Origin of the sequence: Nocardioides bruguierae (genome assembly GCF_023554635.1) — a bacterium.
In the GTDB taxonomy this organism is placed as follows: Bacteria; Actinomycetota; Actinomycetes; order Propionibacteriales; family Nocardioidaceae; genus Nocardioides; species Nocardioides bruguierae.
In genome coordinates this window covers 1-21074 of sequence record NZ_JAMJPH010000038.1, presented here as the reverse complement: position 1 = coordinate 21074, position 21074 = coordinate 1, and the positions used below count along the sequence as shown (strand labels likewise).

Sequence of the window (21074 nt, the reverse complement as noted above, 5' to 3'; positions counted from 1 at the left end):
CGTCGCCGGCGCGGGTCAGGGCGACGGGACGGCGGCGAGCACCGCGTCCACGACGTCCTCGGGGCGCACGCGGTCGGCCTGGGCGTCGAAGGTGAGCACGAGCCGGTGGCGGAGCACCTGGTGGGCGAGCGCGACGACGTCGTCGGGTCGCACGTGGTCGCGGCCGGCCAGCAGCGCGACGGCGCGGGCCACGGAGAAGAAGGCGATGCTGGCGCGGGGGCTGGCGCCGGTCTCGACGGCCTCGGCGAGCGCGCCGTCGAGCAGGGTGCCGGTGCTGCGGGTGGCGGTCACCAGGCGCACGACGTAGTCCTTGACGGACGGCTCCACGTGCACGCGGGTGACCAGCCGCTGGAGCTCGGTGACGGCGGCCAGGTCGATGGCCGGCGCCCGATGGGCCGGGTCACCGGCCTCACCGTGCGCGCCCCCGGAGAGCGCCCCGGACTCGACCCGGTCGAGCACGGCCACCTCCTCGGCGTGCGAGGGGTAGTCGAGCACCTCCTTGAGCATGAACCGGTCGAGCTGGGCCTGCGGCAGCAGGTAGGTGCCCTCCTCGTCGAGGGGGTTCTGGGTGGCGAGCACGAGGAACGGACGCGGCAGGGCGTGCGTCTGCCCGGCGATCGAGGTGTGCCCCTCGCCCATCGCCTCCAGCAGCGCCGACTGGGTCTTGGCCGAGGCGCGGTTGACCTCGTCGAGCAGCACCACGTTGGCGTGCACCGGGCCGAGCTGGGTGGAGAACGTGTGGTCGCGCGGGTCGTAGACCTGGGTGCCGATGATGTCGGAGGGCAGCAGGTCCGGGGTGCACTGGATGCGGCTGAACCGCGCCCCCACCGCGTGGGCCAGCGTGCTGGCGGCCAGCGTCTTGGCCAGGCCGGGCACCGACTCCACCAGCAGGTGGCCGCCGGTCGTGAGCGCCACGAGCAGGCTGCGGCGCAGCGACTCCTGCCCCACGACGCTCGCCCCGACCCGGGCGTCGACCGCACCGGCCAGCGCGACCGCGCGCTCCACCTCCGCGCGGCTCAGCACCTCGCGGGGGTGCGCCGCGCCCGTCGTCGTCCCGGCGTCCGTGCTCACGCGCCCATCCTCCCCGAGTCGGCAGCAACTTTCTGCCGACTCGGCGAGGGCCGGGCAGCTGGGTGCCAGGTCACGCCGGACAGGCTCACCGGCGGATGCGGAACGGCTCGTCGTTGACGTCGTAGAAGTAGTTCTTGTTGGCCAGCACGATCACGCGCGCCGCCGAGGAGCGTCGGTTCGGCAGGCGGATGGCGGCGCGCCCGTCGTTGAGGGTCTTGCGGCGCATCATCCGCCACGAGTCCCCGCCGTCGAGGGAGAGCTTGATCCGCACGTACCGGGCCAGCTTGCGGGTGCCGTTGACCCGCCACTTCACCACGAGCCGCTGGCCGGCCTGCTTGGCGGCGCCGTTGGCCTGGGAGTAGACGCGGAACGGCCCGGCGTCGGGGTCGACCGTCAGGACGGTCTGCGCCCACGAGGTGCCGCCACCGTCGGCGACCGCGTCGCGGGCGGTCAGCCGCAGGTGCATCTGGCGCCCGCCGGTGCCCTGCGAGCCGCGCCACGAGGCGGTGGGCAGGAACTCGGAGAAGCAGGCCGCCTCGCGGGCCGTCGGGTAGTACTCCCCCGAGCGGCGGCAGCCGCCGGAGTCGGCGTTGGTGTTTCCGGCGAGCACCTGGTCGAGGTCGGGGAACCAGCGTGCCGACCTGCGCGTGGCCACGTTCTGCCCCGGGGACGGGGACTCGTGCGCCGCCGCACCGTCGACCTCCGCTGCCGTGCCGAAGACCCGGAACAGCGGGCCCCACCAGGCGTTCTCGCGGCGGTGGTTGTCGACCAGCTCGTACCCGGACGAGGCACCGCGGTCGTTCTGCTCCCACAGCAGGCTCAGCGGGTCGCCGTCGGCGTCGGTGGCGTCACCACGGACCACGAACGGGGTGCGGGTCGGGATGGTGCGGCTCGCCGGCACCGTGACCACCGGGCGGCGGTTGCCGGTGCGGCGGCGGGTGCCCTGGTTGTCGACGGGTCCCCCCTGGGTCGTCTCGCCGACCTCGGCGGTGGCCCCGGAGCCGGACGCGGTGCTGTCGACGTCCACGACGAGGGCCGGTGCGCCGACGTGGCGGCCGCGGGCGTCGGGGTCGACGGAGTCGGCGAAGACCACCTGGAAGCCGGTCTCGTCGGGTGCGGTGACGGTGGTCAGCCGCGAGGAGCCGGTGCCGTAGGGGTCGTAGCCCCACGGCGTGATCGTGACGGTGCGGCCGGTGGCCTCCTCGACGGCGGCCTTCAGGCCCGCCCGGCTGTACTCGCTCACCGGCACGGCCTCGTCCCCCTCGGCGGCGTTGCCCGCGAGGATCGAGAGCGTGTCGGAGGAGGGGTCGAAGTCGCGCAGGCTGACGGTCTGCACCTCGACGGCGCGGCGCTGGTCGGAGCCGATGTAGCGGCGCACCTGGGTCTGGGAGCGCTGGGAGAAGTAGGGGTCGGTGTGGTTCTGGAGGTCGTCGGCGCCGCAGATGCCGGCGTAGGCCATCACCGAGGAGCCCGACCCGGGCTCGACCGAGGCGGCCGCCGTGCGGTTGCCGCCGTAGCAGGCGCCGCCCACGCCGTTGAAGGTGTGCGTGGCGGCGAACTGGTGGCCCAGCTCGTGGGCGACGTAGTCGATGTAGAAGACGTCGCCGGTGGGGTCGGGCAGGCCGGTGCAACCGCCGGCGGCGTAGTCGCGGCCCACGACGCCGAGGTAGGCCAGCCCGCCGCCGTTCTTGCCGAGCACGACGTGCCCGACGTCGTAGGAGCCCGCCCCGATGAGCTGGCCCAGCACGGTGCGGGAGCGGCCGATGGTGCCGAGGCCGCAGGTGCCGAGCTGGGCGGGCGTGTAGCCGTTGGTGTCGCTGGCCTTGTCGAAGCAGGCGTGGGCGCCGCAGGGACCGTCCGCGCCGGTGGCCTGGGCGGCCGTGCCGAGGTTCAGCTTGCCGGTGCCGTTGACGAGGACGAGGCGGATCGCGAAGTCGTCGTTGTAGACCTGGTTGACCCGGTTGATCATCGTGACCTTGGCGGGCAGCACGTTGGCCCGACCGCCGACGGCCTTGCGGTAGGAGGGGTCGTTGAGCAGCGCGAGCCGGTAGGTGCGGCGGACGACGCGGGTGCCGGCCAGCTTGTCCTGCGTGCGGGTGTCGGTGCTGCTGCCCCCGCCGCCGGCGGACCTGCCCCGGGTGCCGCTCTGGCCCGTGCTCTCCGTGCCGTCCTCGGTGTCCGCGGAGGTGGTGGCCGTGCGGGCGAGCACGGGCTCGTCGACCGACTCCTCCAGCGGGGTGCTCTCGGCCAGGGCGGCCGCGGAGTAGGCGACGTGCCGGGTCTCGCCGCGGCTGACGGTCACCGGGTCCACCAGCCACGTGGTCTGGCCGGTGTCGCTGTCGTCCTCGGGGGTGCCGCGCACCGAGGCGTGCAGGCCGAGGGGCGTGACGTCGAGGGCGACGGTGGTGGAGACGTCCCCCAGCGCGTGGCCGGCGTAGGTGCGCAGCTCGGGGTGCCGGGCGGCCAGCTTCTTCTGCATGACGCTGGTCTCGGTGACCACGAACGTCTGGCTGCCGCCGTCGGGAGTGGGCAGGTCGACGGTGGCGGTGGGTGCGGCGGCCTGCCCGCGCACGCTCGTGCGGACGTCGGCGGGGTCGGGCGTGGTCGCGGGCGCCAGCGCGGCGTCCACGGCGTCGAGGTCGACCTGCACGCCGGTCACCTCGGCCGCGTCCTGCTCGAGGTCGAGGCCGAGGGTCTTCGCGGTGCGCGCGCCCGGGGTGTAGCCCTCGAGGGGGGTGAAGAGGTCGCTGCTCGCGCTGCGGCCCTCGGTCTCCGGGCTGCCGCTGGTGTCGTCGGTGGCGGTGGCCAGCGGGGCGCCGGCCAGCACGAGGGCCGCCGTCACCATCGGCACGAACCACGTCAGTGGCCGGCGGAACCGGCCGCGGTGCAGATGCACGCGTCTCCCCTGCTTCGTCGACTGCTGGAGGGCCACCGGGTACCGGCGGCTCGCTCACGGTAGCGGTCTATACCGACAGCGGGAGAGTCCTGGTCGCGGACCGTGAGGAGGTCGTGACCTCCGCACCGTCCGACCTCACCGCACGCGCAGGGGGGGAGCTCAGCCCTGCTGGAAGGCCCAGCGGCCGAGCAGCGTGCCGGAGTCCTCCAGCAGCAGGCGCAGGTCGAGAGTCATGTCGACGGGGGCGCCCTCGGTGATGCGCGGGTAGGCGCCGGCGACCAGGCGGGGCACGGTGGTCATCGTCAGCTCGTCGACGCAGCCCTGGAAGACCATGTCGCGCAGCAGGTGAGGGCCGCCCTCGCAGAGCTGGGAGAACCAGCCGCGACCGGCGAGCTCGGACTTGAGCATCGGCAGGTCCACGCGGTGCGAGCCCAGGATGATGATGTGGTCCTCACCGAGGATCTCGGTGGCCTCGGCCAGGCCGTCGGAGCGCGAGCAGGTGGCCAGGTAGACCGAGCCCTGCGGGGCGTCGCGCAGCTTCTCCGGCACCTGGGCCTTGCGGCTGACCAGGACGGTCGGCTTGTCCAGCGGCTCGTAGCCCTCGACCTTGGCGGTGCCGGCGCCGACCACGACCACGTCGGCCAGGTCGCGCAGGGTGGCGAAGACCCGCTGGTCGGGGGCGGTGTTGATCGAGCCGGAGAGGGCGTCGTCGCCGGTGGCGGACCCGTCCACGGTGCTGACCATGTTGACCCGCAGGAACGGGGACCCGGTGGGCACCGCGTACAGACCGCGCAGGTCCTCGTCGGTGACGTTCTCGTTCGGCTCTGCTCCGGTGAGGACTCGCATCGTGGTCTCCGTTCCCAGGAGGTCGGACGAGGCCTGCCGCCTCATCGGTCGTACGTGACTAGGAAAGCAGGTCTGTCTTCACCCGCGCTCGGCAGGGCACCCTTTCCCCACCCTGGTCCAGCACGCACCGGAGCCGCCGCCGCAGGTCGAGGACGCACGGCACCCCTACGTCCTCCGGTGGAACCGCACCTGGTTCCCGGCGACCACCTCGGAGTCGTAGGCCGGGTCGTGGATGCGCCGGTGGTGGTGCCCGCACAGCAACCGACCGTTGCCGAGGTCGGTGGGTCCACCGCGTGACCACGGTCGGTCGTGGTGGGCGTGGCAGAACCCGGCCGGGGCGTCGCACCCGTCGGCGGTGCAGCCGCGGTCGCGCCGCTGGAGGACGAGCCGCTGGGCCTTGGAGAAGAGCCGCCGCTGGCGTCCGAGGTCGAGCACCTGGCCGTGGCCGCCGAGCACGGCGGGCACGAGTCCGGCCTCGCAGGCGGTGCGGCGGGCGTCGGAGGCGGAGAGCCGCTCGCCGGTGTCGAGCGTGGCGGCGGCGCCACCGTCGCGGTCGAGCAGCTGCTCGAGAGTCATGGTGACGACCACGGTCGCGCTGGCGCCGCCGGCGTCGGGCAGGGCGTCGGCCGGGATACGGTCGAGCAGCTCGCAGAACGCCTGCCCCATGCGGAAGCGGTACGGCTGGGACGCGCCCGGCTCCCGAACAGCGGGCTCGTCGCCGTGCAGCTTCTGCCCGGGCGCGGCGAGCGCGTGCAGGGCCTTGCGCAGCGCGGCTCCCTGCGCGGAGGGTATGCGGAAGCGTCCGTAGGTGGAGCCCTGCCCGTCGTCGGCCAGCCAGAGGTCGGCCCGCTCCCACGCGGCGCGCTCCTGGTCGGAGAGCAGCTTGGCGTCGTGGGCCTCGGCGATCTCGGGTGCGACCACGTGCAGCAGCCGGTCGCCGAGGACCCGCAGCTCGCGGGGGCCGAAGTCCTGCGCCTCGTCCAGGAGGTGGCGCTCGGCCCGGCGCACGAGGCCCTCGTCGAGGTCGCCCGGCAGGCGGTCGAGGGCGCGCATGACGACCTCGGCCTGCTCGGCGTTGACGTGGCCGTCGGCCAGCGCCCCGGCCACGCCGTGCCAGCGCCCCAGCGAGGCCGCGAACCGCGACCGGCGCCGGGCCTCACGCACGGACAGTCGCGACGTGTGGGCCAGCCAGGCGCCGGCGTCCCGCGTGCCGCTCTCGGTGCCGACGCCGACCGCCTCGGCCTGGGCAGTGATGCGCGAGCGCAGCGCCACCAGACGCGCCTCGACGGCGGTCACGGCCTGCAGCGCCTCCGCCGCGGCCGCCTCGTCGAGCCCCAGCAGCGACGTGGCGAGGCCCTCGGCCACCAGCGTGTCCAGCTGGGCGAGCACGGCCGACACCGGGTGCGCGTCACCCGGTGTCGTCCACGTCTCGGCCCTGCTCGTCGTCATAGAAGACATGACACCAGAGACCACCGACAGTCACCGTCGAGCGGCGGGAGACACCTCGATGGTGGGAGGTCAGGCCACCCTCGATCAGCCCAGGCGCTTGCGCGCGACCGCCTTGTTGCCCGCCTCGTCCACGGCCGTGGCGACGAGCACGGTGCTGCCGCCGCGGCGCACCTTCTTCACCACGCAGCGGCGCAGGCCGGACGTCGCGTCGCCGGCGCGGCAGCGACGGCCCTTGAACCGCACGCTCGGCGCGGTGGTGTCGATGCGGATCACCTTCGTGGTCGCGACAGCCTTGCCGCCGTCCTTGGCGACGATGCGTTGGGTGACCTTGGTGCCGCGGGTGTCCTCGTCCAGGCGGACGGCGGCGGGGCAGCCGCCGATAATCGCGGCGGTGGTCGGCCAGCAGACCGGCACGACCTTCACCACGGACCGGTACCAGCCCGACGCGGTGGGCTTGCGGGTGCTGCGCACGCGCAGCCGCAGGCCCGGGTCGCTGCGGTGGTCGCTGCCGGTCGAGGCGAGGTGGGTCACGTCGACCTCGTCATCGTCGGTCCCGGCCGGCACGTAGGTGGCGCTGACGGTGTGCTCCATCCCGGCATCCAGCGCGGTCTCCAAGTGCACGCTTCCGTCGGTCAGGATCTGCGCGCCCGAGTCGATCCCGTTCACGACCAGGTCGACCGTTCCCTCCGGGGTGAGCGGGCTGCCGGCACCGGTGTCCAGGACACTGACGCGGATCTCCTCGGGGAGGATCTGCACGACGGTCCTGGTGGGCGCCGCCACGACGTCGAACGTCGCGATCACCAAGGGCGCGGATGCCCAATCGACGTTGCCGCTCTGCTGGAAGATGAACGCGCACTCCCCGGTACCGACGAATCGGTAGACGCCGTCCTGAGAGACGCACGGGCCGGCAGGGTCGCTCAACAGGCCGACGACGACCGGCAACCCCGACGTCGCCGTCGGGTTCGGCACCCACGTCCGCCCGACGAGCCCGGGGTCGGGCACGTCCCCGACGTCGATGCTCTGGGTCGCGTCGGTGGTGGGGTCGGCCGCCTGCGCGGGCGCAGCCAGCAGCCCACCCACCAGCAGCCCGACGGCCAGCAGTCCAAGGACGAGCGAGTGACGAAGAGAGAAGACGTGCACGGGTCCTCCAAGGTCGAAGTGCGGCTGCCCCACCGCAGGGCCCGACCGTAGGTCAGTCATGAGGGGCCTGGCAGGCGTGCCGACGAGGTCGTCGGGCAGGTCCAGACCTGGCGCTCGACGGTGAGCGGGCTGCCGCCGTCGACCCCGGCGTGGATACGTGCTGCAGAGCGACGACCGGTTCGCGGACGACCGGGAGGAGCTGACGATCCCGCGCAGTGGCACAGCTCCGGCGCCTCGGCCCGTCCTCGGCTCGCGTTCCCCCCGTGAGCGGCATGGCCCCGTGCCCGGGGCCGCGTCCTCCGCTCGTTCCTCAGACTAGGAGAACGTCGTCACACAGTGGGCGTCTTCACGAGACCTGAACGCAAAGACTCGCGCCAGCGCCACCTCCCCCTGACGGGGAGGAGCCTCCAGACGCACCACGGCCCGCCGATCACGGTCGATCGACGGGCCGAGGTGAGCCAGACAGGGCAGGAAAGGTCAGTCCCGCCCAGCGACCTGGTAGCTCCGCTCCCGACCGTGGTACTTCGGGTCGTGCGGGCAGGCACGCCCGTACTTCCGCAGGCAGCGGATCTTCCTGTAGACGTGCTTGAGCATCGTGTCCCCCCATGCAGCTCCGGGTTGGGGCCCGGGTCGTGGCTGACGGCGGAGCGGCGGCCGGAGTCTCGACCACACCGCCGCTCGCGCCCTGTACGAACGTACGCGCAAGGGTGGCCACGACAAGGCGAACCTGAGGTAAGCGGACCAACGGCGCCAACAGAGGTAGTGCCAGCACTACCAAGGTGTCCGGACCACCTCGGTCCAGACCCCAGGGAGCCCTCCGCGAGGGGAGGGCGGGATGAACCGGCCTCAGGCCGCCGACGACTGCCGGCTCAGCGCCGGCTCGGCCGCACGCGGCGTGGGTCGACCAGCCGGCACGGCCCGACGGGCGCCGTCGCTGCGGTGCGCGGGCTGACCGTGGTAGCGCGGGTCGTGCGGGCACCGGTCGTCGTGACGCCAGCGGCAGCGGGCGGAGCGGTACAGGTACTTGAACACGACGAGGCCTCCCCCTCAAGTGCATGGACAGAAATCGCGCAGCGGGCCGCCCGGAGTCTCACGGCCAGCCGGCCCGCTCGCGCACGTCGGAACGTATTGACGACGGCGCCCACGCGGAGCCGCACGCGGGGCACTTACCCCAGACGGGGGAACGCCCGTCCAGTCGAGCCAGGAACAGGCGTGGCCCGGATCACGAGGAGCAGGGTCGTCCGGCCCTGGCGCCCACCCTTTCCGGCACAGCCCTCGGGGTGTGCAGCCGCCCCGGCCACGCTGCCTAGGTTCGACGCGCAGCACCTCGGGTCCGGCCAGCGTCGTCCGGGCCCACCACTCTCCGAGCAGGCCAGAGCCAGAGCAGCCACGAGGTGACCCATGCCCGAGCCGCGCGACGCCGTCGTGCTCCTGGACGAGGCGGGGCAGCCGATCGGCACCACCGACCGCACCACGGTCCACACGACGGGCACCCCCCTGCACCTGGCGTTCTCCCTCTACGTGGTCGACGCCGAGGACCGGCTGCTGCTCACCCGCCGCGCGCTGGGCAAGACGGCCTGGCCGGGCGTCTGGACCAACTCCTGCTGCGGCCACCCGCGCCCCGGCGAGTCCTCCCAGGACGCGGCGCGCCGCCGCGTCCACGAGGAGCTCGGCCTCGACCTCGGCGCGCAGCCGCTCACCACCGTCCTGCCCGACTTCCGCTACCGCGCCGTCGACGTGAGCGGCGTGGTGGAGAACGAGGTCTGCCCCGTGCACGTGGTGCGGCTGCCCGCCGGCGCCACCCTCTCCCCCGACCCCGCCGAGGTCGCCGAGCTGGCCTGGGTGCCGTGGGCCACAGCCCAGCACCTCGTCGCGCACGCGCGCCCGCTCGTGAGCCCGTGGATGGCGCTCCAGGTGCCGGGCCTGGTCGCCGCGCTCGAGGCGCGCGGCGCCACCACGCTGGGCGCCCTCACCCGCGCGGGTGACGCCCCCGCGGGTACCGGCGTCGCACCCACCGCAGACAGCGCAGGTACGAGCCTCCCGGAGTCCGCATGAGCGCCCAGCCCCTCCCCGAGCCACAGAGCCCCGAGCCGCAGTCCGGCACACCAGCCCGGTCCAATCCAGGGGCACCCAGCCGAGCCCCCTCCCTGCGCCCCGTGCGCCCCGCCGCCGCGGTGCTCGCCGACGTGGAGGACCTCCTCCGCCTGCGGCTCGAGCGCCTCCAGGCGGAGTGGCACCACGGCGAGGCCGACGGCACCACCGATCCCGTGCTCGGCGACGCCGACCTGCCCGGCCTCCTGGAGTCGCTGGTGCTGGGCGGCGGCAAGCGGTTCCGGCCGCTGCTGTGCCACTGGGGCTGGGTGGCCGCCGGCGGGCCGCAGCGCGGCGAGGACCCCAGCGTCCCCGTCCGCCTCGGCGCCGCCCTGGAGCTGCTGCACGCCTTCGGCCTCGCGCAGGACGACGTGATGGACGGCTCCGAGACCCGCCGCGGCGCCCCCGCCGTGCACGTCACGGCCCGCACCCACCACGCGGACGCCGGCGGCCGGGACGACTCCCAGCGCTACGGCGAGTCCGTGGCCACCCTCGTCGGCGACCTCGCCCACGCGGAGGCCGACGCGATCGTCGCCGAGCTACCGCAGGCGGTGCGGCACCTGTGGTGGCGCACCAGCCTGGAGCTGGTCCGCGGCCAGGCCCACGACCTCTCCGAGGCCGCCGCCGGTGGCGGGCCCGACGCGGAGGCCCGCGCCTGGGAGGTCGCCCGCGCCAAGTCCGGCGGGTACACGGTGCAGCGCCCCCTCGAGCTGGGCGCCACCGCGGCCGGGGCCGACGCCGGCGTCCTGCGTGCCCTGGGCACCTACGGCCGCCACCTCGGCGAGGCGTTCGCGCTGCGCGACGACCTGCTCGGGGTGTGGGGCGACCCGGCCGTCACCGGCAAGCCCGCCCACGACGACCTGCGCTCCGGCAAGGCCACGGTGCTGCTCGCCCGCGCGGAGGCACACGCCCGCGCCCAGCAGGACGAGGCGGCGCAGCGCGTGCTCACGCGGGTGCGCGCCCAGCAGCACGAGCCCGGCGACGTCGAAGCCGCCGCGGCCGCGATGGACCGGCTCGGGGTGCGGGCGGGCGCCGAGGAGCAGGTCCGCGCCAGCCACGCCGCTGCCCTGGCGGCCGTGGAGGGCTGCGAGCACCTCGACGCCGCCGGCGTCCAGGGGCTGCGGTGGGCCGCCGACGCGGTGGCCTGGCGACAGAAGTGACCAGCGCAGTGAGAACCATGAACAAGACAGTCATCGAGGAGCACCCGTGAGCCGCGTCGTCGTCATCGGAGCCGGGCTCGCCGGTCTCGCCACCGCCTGCCACCTCTCGGGCTCGGGCCACGACGTGACCCTCGTCGAGGCCGAGGACGCCCCCGGCGGCCGCGCCGGCCAGATCGTGCGCGACGGGTTCCGCTTCGACACCGGACCCACCGTGCTCACCATGCGCAGCCTCCTCGAGGACGTCGTGGGCGCCGCCGGCGGCGACCTCGACGCGCTGCTGCCGATGCAGCGGCTGGACCCCGCCTACCGAGCCACCTACTCCGACGGCTCGGAGATCCTCGTGCGGCACGGCCACGAGGCGATGCGCGCCGAGATCGCGGAGAAGTCCGGCGCCGCCGACGCCGCCGCCTTCGACCGGTTCGTGCCGTGGCTCAAGCGGCTCTACGAGGTCGAGATGCCGCACTTCATCGACGCCAACTTCGACACCCCGCTCGACCTCGTCCGCAACCCCCGCGCCGCCGCCAGCCTGGTGACGATGGGTGGCTTCGGCCGCCTCGGGCCGGCCGTGAAGCGCCGGTTCACCGACGACCGGCTGCGTCGCCTCTTCACCTTCCAGGCCATGTACGCCGGCCTCCCGCCGTCCTCCGCGCTCGCCATCTACGCGGTGATCACGTACATGGACTGCATCGAGGGGGTCTACTTCCCGGACGGCGGCATGGCGGCCGTCCCCCACGCGCTCGCGAAGGCGGCCACCGACAACGGCGTCGACCTGCGCCTGGGCCAGAAGGTCACCCGGGTCCTGCGCCGCCCCGACGGCCCCGTGGCCGGTGTGGAGATCGACGCCGGGCCGATCAAGGGCAGCGAGAAGCTCATGGCCGACGCGGTCGTCTGCACCCTCGACCTCCCGGTCGCCTACCGGCACCTGCTGCCCGACCTCGCGCCGCCCCGCGTCGTCCGCACGGGCGACTACTCCCCCTCGGCCGTGGTGTGGCACGTCGGCGCCCGCGGTGACCTGCCCGCCGGGGCGCGGCACCACAACATCCACTTCGCCGACGCCTGGGACTCCTCCTTCGACGCCCTCATCAAGCAGGGCCGGATGATGCCGGACCCCTCGCGCCTGGTGACGATCCCGAGCCTCACCGACCCCACGGCCGCCCCCGACGGCGCGCACACCCTCTACGTGCTGGAGCCGGCGCCGAACCTGGACGGGGTGGTCGACTGGCGCTCCCAGCGCGGCCGCACCCGCGAGGAGCTGCTGGCCTTCCTCGAGCGGGAGGGCTACCCGACCGACATCGTCACCGAGGAGCTCGTCGACCCGCTCGACTGGCAGGCGCAGGGCATGGAGCGCGGCACCCCGTTCGCGCTGGCCCACACCTTCGCCCAGACCGGCCCCTTCCGCCCCTCCAACGTGGAGAAGCGACTGCCCGGCTTCTTCTTCGCCGGCTCCGGCACCGTGCCCGGTGTCGGCGTCCCCATGGTCCTCGTCTCCGGCCGCCTGGCCGCGGAGCGGGTCACCTCCTACCTCCCGACGGTCCCCCGCCGCCAACCCCGCATCACCACCACGGAAGGCGCGGCCTGATGAGCCTGTTCCCGCTGGACCCCACCGGTGGTCGAGGTGCGAGGAGCGCCAGCGACGAGCCACGAGACCCCCGCACCGTCCCCGCCCTCCCCCACCGCAGGTCGAGGAAGGACGAAGTCCTGCCGGGCCGCTGGTCGAGGAAGGACGAAGTCCTGCCGGGCCGCTGGTCGAGGAAGGACGAAGTCCTGCCGGGCCGCTGGTCGAGGAAGGACGAAGTCCTGTCGCGAGACCAAGGCCCCACCGCTGGTCGAGACCCCCGCACCCGCGAGCTCCGCCTCACCGACGGCTACCGCCGCTGCGCCGAGCTCACGAGGGAGTACGGCACGACGTACTTCTGGGGCGCGGCGATCCTCCCGCGACCCCAGCGCCGCCACGTGCACGCGGTCTACGCCCTGTGCCGGCTGGCGGACGACATCGTGGACGTGGCGGAGGACTCCTCCCCCGCCGCCCAGGCCACCACGCCCGAGCAGGCCGCCGAGATCGAGGCACGCCTGGCCGACTTCCGCGACCGCTTCGCCGCGTCGGTGGCCACTGGCGAGTCCGACGACCCGGTGCTCCTCGCAGTAGGAGACAGCGTCCGCGCCACCGGCATCGACCTGGAGTGCTTCGACCGCTTCTTCCGCGCGATGGCGCAGGACCTCACCACCACCCGGTACCGCACCTGGGACGACCTCATGGGCTACATGGAGGGCTCGGCCGCGGTGATCGGCGAGATGATGCTCCCGGTGCTGCGGCCCACCTCCGAGCGCGCGCTGGCGCCGGCCCGGGCGCTGGGGCACGCGTTCCAGCTCACGAACTTCCTGCGTGACGTGGACGAGGACCTCGACCGCGGCCGCGTCTACCTGCCCCAGGAAGACATCGACCGCTTCGGCGCGGACCCGTTCAACCGCACCGCCGACCCCGCCTGGCGGGCGCTGATGCGCTTCGAGATCGCCCGCAACCGCGAGCTGTACGCGCAGGCGGAGCCGGGCCTGGCCTTCCTCCCCGACGCCTCCCGCCGCTGCGTCGCCACCGCCAAGACCCTCTACGCCGGCATCCTCGAGCGGATCGAGATGGCCGACTACGACGTCTTCGCCCGCCGCGCCCGCGTCCCCACCTGGCGCAAGGCCGCAGTCGCGGGAGCCGCCCTGGGCGGCGTGGCCATCGCCGCCTCCGCCGCCACCATGACCCCCGCAGGACGCCGCCGCCGACCGCTGGTCGAGGAGGCCGCCCCCACCGGTGGTCGAGGTGCGAGGAGCGCCAGCGACCCCACCGGTGGTCGAGGTGCGAGGAGCGCCAGCGACGAGCCACGAGACCCCCGCACCCAGGCACCCACCGACGGCCGGACGCCGCTGGTCGAGGAGGCCGTCCACGGCCGTCGCGAGACCAAGGCCGAAGACGGTGGTCGAGGTGCGAGGAGAGCCCCCGACCCCACCGGCGGTCGAGGTACGAGGAGCGCCAGCGACCCCACCGGTGGTCGAGGTGCGAGGAGCGCCAGCGACGAGCCACGAGACCCCCGCACCCACGCAACATCGAGGGACAACGCCCTCCCCCCACTCCTAGCGAGAAAGATCCCGCTCGCGCTGAAGCCCATGCCGGCACGCCGCGACCTCCAGCCCAGCTGGCGCGAGGCCAAGCCAAGCCGCATCAAGGCCGCCCTCGATGCAGCGCTCGCGAAGGACCCCGGCGGCTGGTACGTCGCAGGCGCCTCGACGGACCTCAAGCAGAAGAGCATCACGCGCACGATCGGCGGCACGGAGGTCGTGCTGTGGCGCACCCAGGACGGCGTGGTCGCCGGCCCCGGCGCCTGCCCCCACCTCGGGGCCTTGCTCACCGACTGCGAGGTCATGGGCGAGAAGCTCTACTGCAAGTGGCACGGACTCAGCCTCCAGCCCGAGGGCCAGCCCGGCTGGACACCCTTCAAGGCCCTGGACGACGGCGTGCTCCTGTGGGTCCAGATCCCGACCGCCGGCGAGCAGACCGCGAGCGCCCCCACCATCACCCCGCGCCCAGCACTCACCGGCTCCATCAGCGCAGTCATCGAGGTCCCGGGCACCTGCGAACCCCGCGACATCATCGCCAACCGACTGGACCCCTGGCACGGCAGCTGGTTCCACCCCTACGCCTTCAGCCACCTCGAGGTCGACGACGCCGCCAGCGACGACGAGACCCTCACCGTCGACGTCACCTTCCGGCTGTCCCGCCGCTGGGGCGTCCCGGTCCGCGCGGAGTTCACCTGCCCGGACGCCCGCACGATCGTCATGACGATCATCGAGGGCGAGGGCGCCGGCAGCGTGGTGGAGACCCACGCGACCCCGCTCGGACCCGGCCCCGACGGCCACCCCCGCACCATGATGGTCGAGGCCACCATCGCCCACTCCGACCGCAACGGCTTCCGCCTCGCCACCAGACTCAGCCGCTTCGTCCAGCCCGGCATGCGCCACACCGCCCGCAAGCTCTGGGTCGACGACATGACCTACGCCGAGCGTTCCTACCTCCTCCGATCGCGAGGCCAGGAAACGGTCAGCTCCGGCTTCTCCTGAGACTCAAGGCTTAAGCAACGACGTGATCTCGGTAGCGGGAACGATCCGAGCGGCCGCCTCATGATCCTGATTCGACCCGATGATCATTCCCACCAAGTTCCCTCGATCATCGAGGCAAGGGCCACCCGAATGCCCCTCGCGTGAGATCAGGTCAGCCTCAATCATCCGACCGTTGACCCGAATAAAACGTCCTTCAACCTCGACCTCCTCCGGCCACATATCCACGTCCACCGGATAGCCAAAAATTCTCAACGGGGAGGAGCTGTTCAGGACTAGATTCTCGGGCAGCTCAAATACTGGATATTCGGATGCCAGTGATTCTATTGCCTCAAAATTCACCCCTCCATTGAGGATTAAAATATCTTCTATAGACCCATCCCCCCGGCCAGTCGGCCGCCAAAGAAATGCCGGAGACCAAGCGGTCCCACCCGAGGAAAGATTCCGATCTTCAAAAAGAATTAGTTCTACCTGACCGCCACTCGGCAGACGGGCAGTAACGGACTTGGGCCAGCTCGCCCATGCATCCGTCGGCTGAGCGCGCGGAGCAACGTGGGCAGCCGTCACCAAAGCGACCGTCTCGCCGTCCTTCACGAGGAAGGCCGAACCGCCACTCAAAGCCCCACAACTTTCGACTAATATGGGGATACAGTTAAACATCCTTCTCCTAACGCATTTCATTGCCATAAAATACTGCTCGTCGCTTAAAGTGCAGAATTTCTGACTGGCACGGATTGAATCAGATTCCCTGCAACGAAGAAGACCTTAAGCAGGGCATTGGCCGCTTGCCCGCCAGTAGTCGCCGCGCGCTCCATCAGCGCAACCGGCAGCTCACACCGCACCCCATCGCCGGCAAGCACCACCCGCTCATCCGGTGTCACCACCCCAGGCCGCGAAGCCCACTCATCCAGCCCCACGAGCGGGCAGTCGTCTTGAACGAGCCACTCCTCCCCCAGCACCTCACCGGCACCGAGGGAGGGATGAATCCGCAGCAGCTCCTCCCAGAGGACCTTCTGCAGCTGCCCAGAATCAGCGACATCCGCAGCCGGCACTGCGTACGCGTGCATCTCCACGACGCACCCACCGGTCGACGAGGCCCACTCAGCCGCCCCGGACTCCAGCTGCTCCAAGAACGACACGTTGTCGAGCGGCCCGAACCCGGACGTGCCGAGGAACGCCGCAGCATCAGCCGGCGCCGGGCACGACAACCACCGCCGCCACACGACGAATGGCGGCGCGGTCTCGAGCCCGAGCAGCCGCGAACGCCAGGCGGCATCCCCCAACCACGGCGACGCAGTCACCAAGCGCTGCAGCGGAGCCCGATCCGTCGCGAGCACGACAGCATCCACGTCAACAGAAGCAACGCCCTCGACACGCAAGCCGCCAGAAGGTAGCTCGGACAAAGCATCCACCGGTGACGACACCTGGATATCCACCCCGAGCGAAGAAAGGTAGGCACCCAGCGGCTGCCACAACGCCGTATCGAAGTCATCGACTGCCACGTCGAACAACAGCCCCTCGGCCGACCCGAGGAAGTAGGTGTGGAACATCGCGACCAGCTCGCCGGCCGAGAAGTCGTCGGGGTCGGCGAAGAACGACCGCGCGAACACCTCCAGCGCCAGGTGCCGCGCAGACTCTGGGAAGTTCAGGGAATCCAGGAACGACGAGGCCGATACTCCATCGAGGTCGGAGAAGGTTTGCGGGAACGACACCCGCAGCAGCCCCATCGCCTCGCGCACGTTCACCTTCGCGAGATCTCGCAGCGTGAACGACGGCGACTGCGCCACGAACCCGAGGATGCTCCACGGCGGAGTCCGCGGCACGTGCGTGAACGAGTCCCGTGCCCCCGACGCCGCCAGCAGGGGGTAGTCCTCGACCGGCTTCAGTCGCGACAGGTCCGGGTCAGTCCGCCGCAACAGCGCCCGCAGGTTGTAGTACTGCCGGAAGAACGCGTGGAACCCGCGGCTCATCGCGGTCTCCTGCCCGTCCACGGTCACCGGCCACGACGCCACGCGGCCACCGAGCCGGTCGGTCGCCTCGAGCAGCGTGACCCGCACACCCTTCTCCGCCAGGACGCACGCAGCCGACAGCCCCGCGATCCCACCGCCCACCACGGCCACGTGGTGCCGCCCCTCGTCTGACGGCGCCCCCGGATGCCCCGGGATGAACTCAGCCCGCGAGTCCCGCCCCGGAAGCCACGACGACGAAGACGAGAACGGCGACCTCACGCCGACGCCCTCCGCGCACGCCACGCGTGCACCTGCCCGGCCTGCCAGCCGCTGACGGTCCGGATCTCGACCTCGGTCAGGCCGCCACGCCACAGCCGGTCGGCGAACCCGCGGACCCCGTCGAACGCCAGCACGCTGCGCCACAGGTAGCGGTAGATCGGCGACCGCGGCGCCGTCGCCATCCCCAGCGGGATGATCACGCCCCAGCACGTCGCGTGCCAGGCCCATCGGGAAGCCAGGCTGTCGCGCACGGAGTAGTCGTGCACGACGAGCACGCCACCCGGCGCGAGCACCTCGCGGATCTCCCCGATCAGGCGGTCGCGCGCGGCCACGTTGCGGAACAGGTAGGCGGTCAGCACTCCGTCGAAGGACCCGAGCTCAGAGGAGGTCAGGAGCTCGGCGTCCGCCTGTGCGAAGGCGACGCGGCGCAGGGCAGGCTTGGACGAGGCGGAGCGGAGCATCCCGGCAGAGCCATCCACGCCGACGACCTCGGCGTCGATGCCCGCCTCGTCGAGGGCGGACACCAGGGCCAGTGTCGAGGCGCCGGACCCGCAGCCGAGGTCGAGCACTCGCGACCGGCGACCGGGCGTGGTCGGCAGCGCCTCGACCACGGCGCGAGCCGACGCCCGCACCTGCGCGTGGTAGCCGGGGCTGAGCCCAACCATCAGGTCGTAGGTCTCCGCGACGTCGTCGAAGGCATCGGGCACGGTGCCTGCGTTGATCGTCGGCCGCGTGTCGGTGCTCATGCGTGCTCCTTGTTTCTGGTCTGGTCGCGGCCGAAACGAACCCACAGCATCAGCGCGAGGGTGACCATCGCGAACCCGAAGACGAAGTCCTCGACGGGGATGTCCCACGGCACCCGCCACCCGGTCATGTGGTCGGGGTTGTAGAGCACGATCGGGTCGGAGAGCTTCGTCAGCCACCCGTCCACGGGCACCTGGAACGCCATCACGATCGCCATCGCCACCCAGTACTGAGTAGTTCGGAAGATCCCGGTCCGCAGCACCAGCAGCTCCAGGCCGACGACGATCGCCAGCGATGCCAGCGCGGTGGCTGTGTAGACCCCCATCAGCGGTCGGCCCGCCGCGGCAGCATCCGCAACACGTTGCCGACGGCCTCGTAGGTCAGCAGCCCGCAGATCGGTACGACGACGAAGAAAGCGAGCTCCTCCAGGGGCATCTCGAAGGGCAGCAGGACGCCGGTGGTGTGCTGCTCCGAGTACCCCCACGACCCGAGCGCGATCATGACGACGTCCCACACGGAGTACGCGATGACCAGCGGAATCAGGGCCATAAGCAACAGCTTCGGCCGGCGCCAGACGCGGGCGCTGAGCACGAACTCGAGCGGCAGCGTAATCGCCAGACACAGCCCCATGAGGATCAGGTACTCGTAGTGCTGCACGCGGCCAGCCTGCCGTGGGGGCACCGCTCCCCACCCCACCCAATCCGGTGGGAGCGGGCCTGTCCCGCGGTGGCCGTTGATCGAGGAGGCCGGTTACGGCCGTCGCGAGATCCAGGCCCGTCGGTGGTCGAGGTGCGAGGCCGTCCCCGGCCGAGCCTCGAGACCCCCGCACCGGTCTAAGGGCTTCGAGCCAGAACTCATTCAGTCGCGAGTCGGCAACCGATGGTCGAGCAGCGACGAGCGCCAGCAAGGAACGCACGTCGAGACCACCGCGTCGGGGTGCGCGACCACCTCTTGGCACCGATTCCGCTGAATACCCCCCACCACCGCACACAGCCTCTTAACCTGACTGTCACGTCCCAGGATGCGCAGGACGCCGCCACGGACGTAAAGTCCGCCTTAGCGGAGCCTGATGTCCTCGGACACGAAGGAACCGTGGGCTCGGGACAGGTCTGCACCGTCGCATCACTCAGCCGAGCAGCCACCTGCCACACATGGGGATCGACTGCATGACCATCCTGTCGGACAACCGACGTCTGAGTTCCGTCTCTGCTCCGAGCCGGATGCTCCGCTACCTGCCGACCTCGGCGTTGATCATCGACGCAACGATCATCGTGCTGATCGGGGCGTTGGCCGTAACCGGGCGCCGCGAGCTTCCGCTCTTCGGCGAGCCCGCATCGGTCGAGATGTCGCTGGTGATCGCCGGCCCTCTGATCTTGTTCGGTTGGCTCCTCGCGGTGGCATTGAACGGCGGCTACCGCAAGGATGTTTTCGGCGCTGGCCTGGACGAGTTCAAGCGCGTGCTCAACGGCAGCCTCATCGCCGCTGGCCTCACCGGTGTGGTGTCCTACCTCGCGAAGTTCGATCTCTCGCGGGGCTTCTTTGTCCTGGCTTTCGCCCTCGGTGTGCCACTGCTTCTCATGGGGCGATGGTCACTGCGCCGCGCCCTCCACGCCGCACGCGTCCGAGGAGCGCTAAGACAACGTGTCCTCCTCGTAGGCACGCGAGCCCACGTCGATGAGACCTTCTCGGTTCTCCGACGAGAGAAGTGGCTCGGCTACCAAGTGGTCGGCGCCCTCACCCCGGAATGGGACCTGTCGGAGGAGACGCCGATGGGGCTTCCGATCGTCGGGAACGCCAACGAAGCCGCCGCCATGGCGATGGACGCGCAGGCAGACGCCCTTTTCTTCGCCGGTGGGTCGGTGGGGTCGTCGTCCCAGCTACGACGCACCGTCTGGGAGTTGGAGAAGCATCACATCGATGTGGTGGTCGCGCCGAGCGTCTCCGACATCTCCAACGAACGGGTTCGCATCCGCCCCGTGGGCGGCCTGCCGCTCATGCACATCGACCCTCCCACGTGGTCGGATGCTTCTCGTTGGGGCAAGCGCACCTTCGACATCGTCGGCTCCGCCGCCCTCATCCTGGCGTTCCTTCCACTGATCGCATTCGCATCTCTGCAGATCTGGCTGTTCGACCGAGGGCCCGTCCTGTTCCGCCAAACACGCATCGGCAAGGACGGCGAAGAGTTCAAATGCTTCAAGTTCCGCACGATGGTGGTGAATGCGGAAGCTTTGGTCGCTGACCTGCAGAAGCAGATGGGCCAGTCGGCCCTGTTGTTCAAGATGAAGGACGACCCCCGCATCACCAAGCCAGGCAGTTGGATGCGCCGCTTTTCAGTTGACGAGCTTCCTCAACTTTTCAACGTCATCCTCGGGGACATGAGCCTCGTGGGGCCACGACCTCAGGTCCGCAAAGAAGTGGACCTGTACGACAGTGCCATGAGCCGCCGGCTGCACGTGCGGCCAGGGATGACCGGGCTCTGGCAGGTGTCTGGCCGCAACGATCTAACCGCAGAGGAGGCCATGCGCCTCGACCTCTACTACGTAGACAACTGGTCGATGATCCAAGATATCGCCATCCTCTGCCGCACGCTTGGAGCCGTCTTAGCGAGCCGCGGCGCATACTGACGCGAGAGTAGGCGCCATGATAGGTCGGATCTGCTGAACGAAGAGGGGACTTCCGGATCGCCTAGGACGAGGATCCCGGCCGAAAGCATTTTCCCGTGGCTGGCAAGTATCGCAAGGAGTTCAAGAAGGGCGTGACCCGGGTCGCCCGGGGGTCGCGGTTCGGTGAGACTCTCGAGCAGATCGCGCACGACTTCGGCGTGCATCCAGTGACGTTGTCGAAGTGGCTACGCCAGGCCGGTGTCGAGGACGGCATCAAGCCCGGCATCACTCGGACCAGGCCGCCGAGCTGCGCAAGGCCAACCAGCGGATCAACGCTCACGTTGACGACGCCGAGCCAGATCAGGGGTTCGGCTACAGGTCCCTCCTCAAGCACCGGACGAGCGAAGGGTTGCGTCGATGTTCGCCCTCGTCGTCACGCCGCCTTCTAGCCGTCACCGCAGACCTCGACGAGAACGTCGCTGAACCCGAAGGCGCGGTCGGAGTCGGTGAGATCGCGGAGCAGATCGGGCCGCGTTCCCGCGTCGGATCGACAACTGCCGAGCGACCTGCCGCTGTGGGACACCGTCCGCGATAAACCCCCGGATCAGAGCCCAACCCTCTTGTCGACGACGCTCGAAAGTGGAGCCGTTCCGGCGGTCGAAAATGGGGCCACCGGTGCGTGGTGTCAGTCTGCCGTCTTCTGCGTGCGAACGCTGGGAAGTGAGTCGATGCCGCGGTTGCGGAGTCG

The 21074-nt window shown here is 71.4% G+C and carries 16 protein-coding genes; 5 read left to right on the top strand and 11 right to left on the bottom strand.

Annotated features, from left to right (window positions below; translation table 11 throughout):
* Nucleotides 1–15: 15 nt before the first annotated feature.
* The 6 genes from M8316_RS19615 to M8316_RS19590 form a co-directional block, all read right to left on the bottom strand.
* Entirely contained in the window at nucleotides 16–1071 is a 1056-nt protein-coding gene (locus M8316_RS19615) for an AAA family ATPase (protein ID WP_372490615.1), read from the bottom strand.
* 85 nt (nucleotides 1072–1156) lie between these two features.
* Complete coding sequence (locus tag M8316_RS19610) at nucleotides 1157–3967, bottom strand: reprolysin-like metallopeptidase (RefSeq protein ID WP_250057538.1); 2811 nt, start codon at nucleotides 3965–3967, stop codon at nucleotides 1157–1159.
* Between the two features lie 159 nt (nucleotides 3968–4126).
* A complete protein-coding gene (locus M8316_RS19605; RefSeq protein ID WP_250057536.1) occupies nucleotides 4127–4813 on the bottom strand; it encodes a dihydrofolate reductase family protein in 687 nt (228 codons plus the stop codon).
* Between the two features lie 165 nt (nucleotides 4814–4978).
* Nucleotides 4979–6262, bottom strand: coding sequence for an HNH endonuclease signature motif containing protein (locus tag M8316_RS19600; protein WP_250057534.1), 1284 nt, complete (start codon nucleotides 6260–6262; stop codon nucleotides 4979–4981).
* A gap of 84 nt (nucleotides 6263–6346) precedes the next feature.
* Complete coding sequence (locus M8316_RS19595; RefSeq protein ID WP_250057532.1) at nucleotides 6347–7402, bottom strand: hypothetical protein; 1056 nt, start codon at nucleotides 7400–7402, stop codon at nucleotides 6347–6349.
* Nucleotides 7403–8248: 846 nt separating this feature from the next.
* The gene (locus M8316_RS19590; RefSeq protein ID WP_250057530.1) at nucleotides 8249–8434 is read right to left on the bottom strand and encodes a hypothetical protein; all 186 of its coding nucleotides are present in this window, start codon (nucleotides 8432–8434) and stop codon (nucleotides 8249–8251) included.
* A gap of 369 nt (nucleotides 8435–8803) precedes the next feature.
* On the opposite strand from M8316_RS19590, the gene idi reads away from it, so the two are divergent.
* The 4 genes from idi (at nucleotide 8804) to M8316_RS19570 (ending at nucleotide 14754) form a co-directional block, all read left to right on the top strand.
* Nucleotides 8804–9457: an isopentenyl-diphosphate Delta-isomerase gene (idi, locus tag M8316_RS19585; RefSeq protein ID WP_250057528.1), complete on the top strand. Its 654-nt coding sequence runs from the start codon at nucleotides 8804–8806 to the stop codon at nucleotides 9455–9457.
* Nucleotides 9458–9558: 101 nt separating this feature from the next.
* Nucleotides 9559–10653 carry a polyprenyl synthetase family protein gene (locus M8316_RS19580; protein WP_250057526.1) on the top strand — a complete coding sequence of 365 codons (1095 nt, stop codon included), beginning with the start codon at nucleotides 9559–9561 and terminating at the stop codon, nucleotides 10651–10653.
* A gap of 46 nt (nucleotides 10654–10699) precedes the next feature.
* Nucleotides 10700–12232, top strand: coding sequence for a phytoene desaturase family protein (locus M8316_RS19575; RefSeq protein WP_250057524.1), 1533 nt, complete (start codon nucleotides 10700–10702; stop codon nucleotides 12230–12232).
* Complete coding sequence (locus M8316_RS19570; RefSeq protein WP_250057522.1) at nucleotides 12232–14754, top strand: DUF5914 domain-containing protein; 2523 nt, start codon at nucleotides 12232–12234, stop codon at nucleotides 14752–14754. Before M8316_RS19575 ends, M8316_RS19570 begins: the two co-directional genes overlap by 1 nt.
* 3 nt (nucleotides 14755–14757) lie before the next feature.
* On the opposite strand, the gene M8316_RS19565 is transcribed toward M8316_RS19570, so the two are convergent.
* From M8316_RS19565 to M8316_RS19545, 5 genes are all read right to left on the bottom strand, one after another.
* Nucleotides 14758–15411, bottom strand: a complete 654-nt coding sequence (locus M8316_RS19565) for a S1 family peptidase (protein ID WP_272495582.1) — start codon at nucleotides 15409–15411, stop codon at nucleotides 14758–14760.
* 44 nt (nucleotides 15412–15455) lie between these two features.
* Nucleotides 15456–16871, bottom strand: coding sequence for an FAD-dependent oxidoreductase (locus M8316_RS19560; protein WP_308196059.1), 1416 nt, complete (start codon nucleotides 16869–16871; stop codon nucleotides 15456–15458).
* A 104-nt stretch (nucleotides 16872–16975) separates the two neighbouring features.
* Nucleotides 16976–17725 (bottom strand): class I SAM-dependent methyltransferase, encoded by a 750-nt coding sequence (locus M8316_RS19555; protein ID WP_250057518.1) that lies wholly within the window; start codon nucleotides 17723–17725, stop codon nucleotides 16976–16978.
* The gene (locus tag M8316_RS19550) at nucleotides 17722–18048 is read right to left on the bottom strand and encodes a lycopene cyclase domain-containing protein (RefSeq protein WP_250057516.1); all 327 of its coding nucleotides are present in this window, start codon (nucleotides 18046–18048) and stop codon (nucleotides 17722–17724) included. Before M8316_RS19550 ends, M8316_RS19555 begins: the two co-directional genes overlap by 4 nt.
* Nucleotides 18048–18380: a lycopene cyclase domain-containing protein gene (locus tag M8316_RS19545; protein ID WP_250057514.1), complete on the bottom strand. Its 333-nt coding sequence runs from the start codon at nucleotides 18378–18380 to the stop codon at nucleotides 18048–18050. The genes M8316_RS19550 and M8316_RS19545 overlap by 1 nt, the downstream gene beginning before the upstream one ends.
* Before the next feature lie 509 nt (nucleotides 18381–18889).
* Here M8316_RS19545 and M8316_RS19540 point away from each other — a divergent pair.
* Complete coding sequence (locus M8316_RS19540; protein ID WP_250057512.1) at nucleotides 18890–20347, top strand: sugar transferase; 1458 nt, start codon at nucleotides 18890–18892, stop codon at nucleotides 20345–20347.
* Nucleotides 20348–21074: the final 727 nt, after the last annotated feature.

Bases quoted from the DNA above. Each gene is read 5' to 3' on its own strand.
- M8316_RS19605 (WP_250057536.1), bottom strand. From the start codon at position 4,813: ATGCGAGTCCTCACCGGAGCAGAGCCGAACGAGAACGTCACCGACGAG.
- M8316_RS19600 (WP_250057534.1), bottom strand. From the start codon at position 6,262: ATGACGACGAGCAGGGCCGAGACGTGGACGACACCGGGTGACGCGCAC.
- idi (WP_250057528.1), top strand. From the start codon at position 8,804: ATGCCCGAGCCGCGCGACGCCGTCGTGCTCCTGGACGAGGCGGGGCAG.
- M8316_RS19570 (WP_250057522.1), top strand. From the start codon at position 12,232: ATGAGCCTGTTCCCGCTGGACCCCACCGGTGGTCGAGGTGCGAGGAGC.
- M8316_RS19565 (WP_272495582.1), bottom strand. From the start codon at position 15,411: ATGTTTAACTGTATCCCCATATTAGTCGAAAGTTGTGGGGCTTTGAGT.
- M8316_RS19555 (WP_250057518.1), bottom strand. From the start codon at position 17,725: ATGAGCACCGACACGCGGCCGACGATCAACGCAGGCACCGTGCCCGAT.
- M8316_RS19550 (WP_250057516.1), bottom strand. From the start codon at position 18,048: ATGGGGGTCTACACAGCCACCGCGCTGGCATCGCTGGCGATCGTCGTC.
- M8316_RS19540 (WP_250057512.1), top strand. From the start codon at position 18,890: ATGACCATCCTGTCGGACAACCGACGTCTGAGTTCCGTCTCTGCTCCG.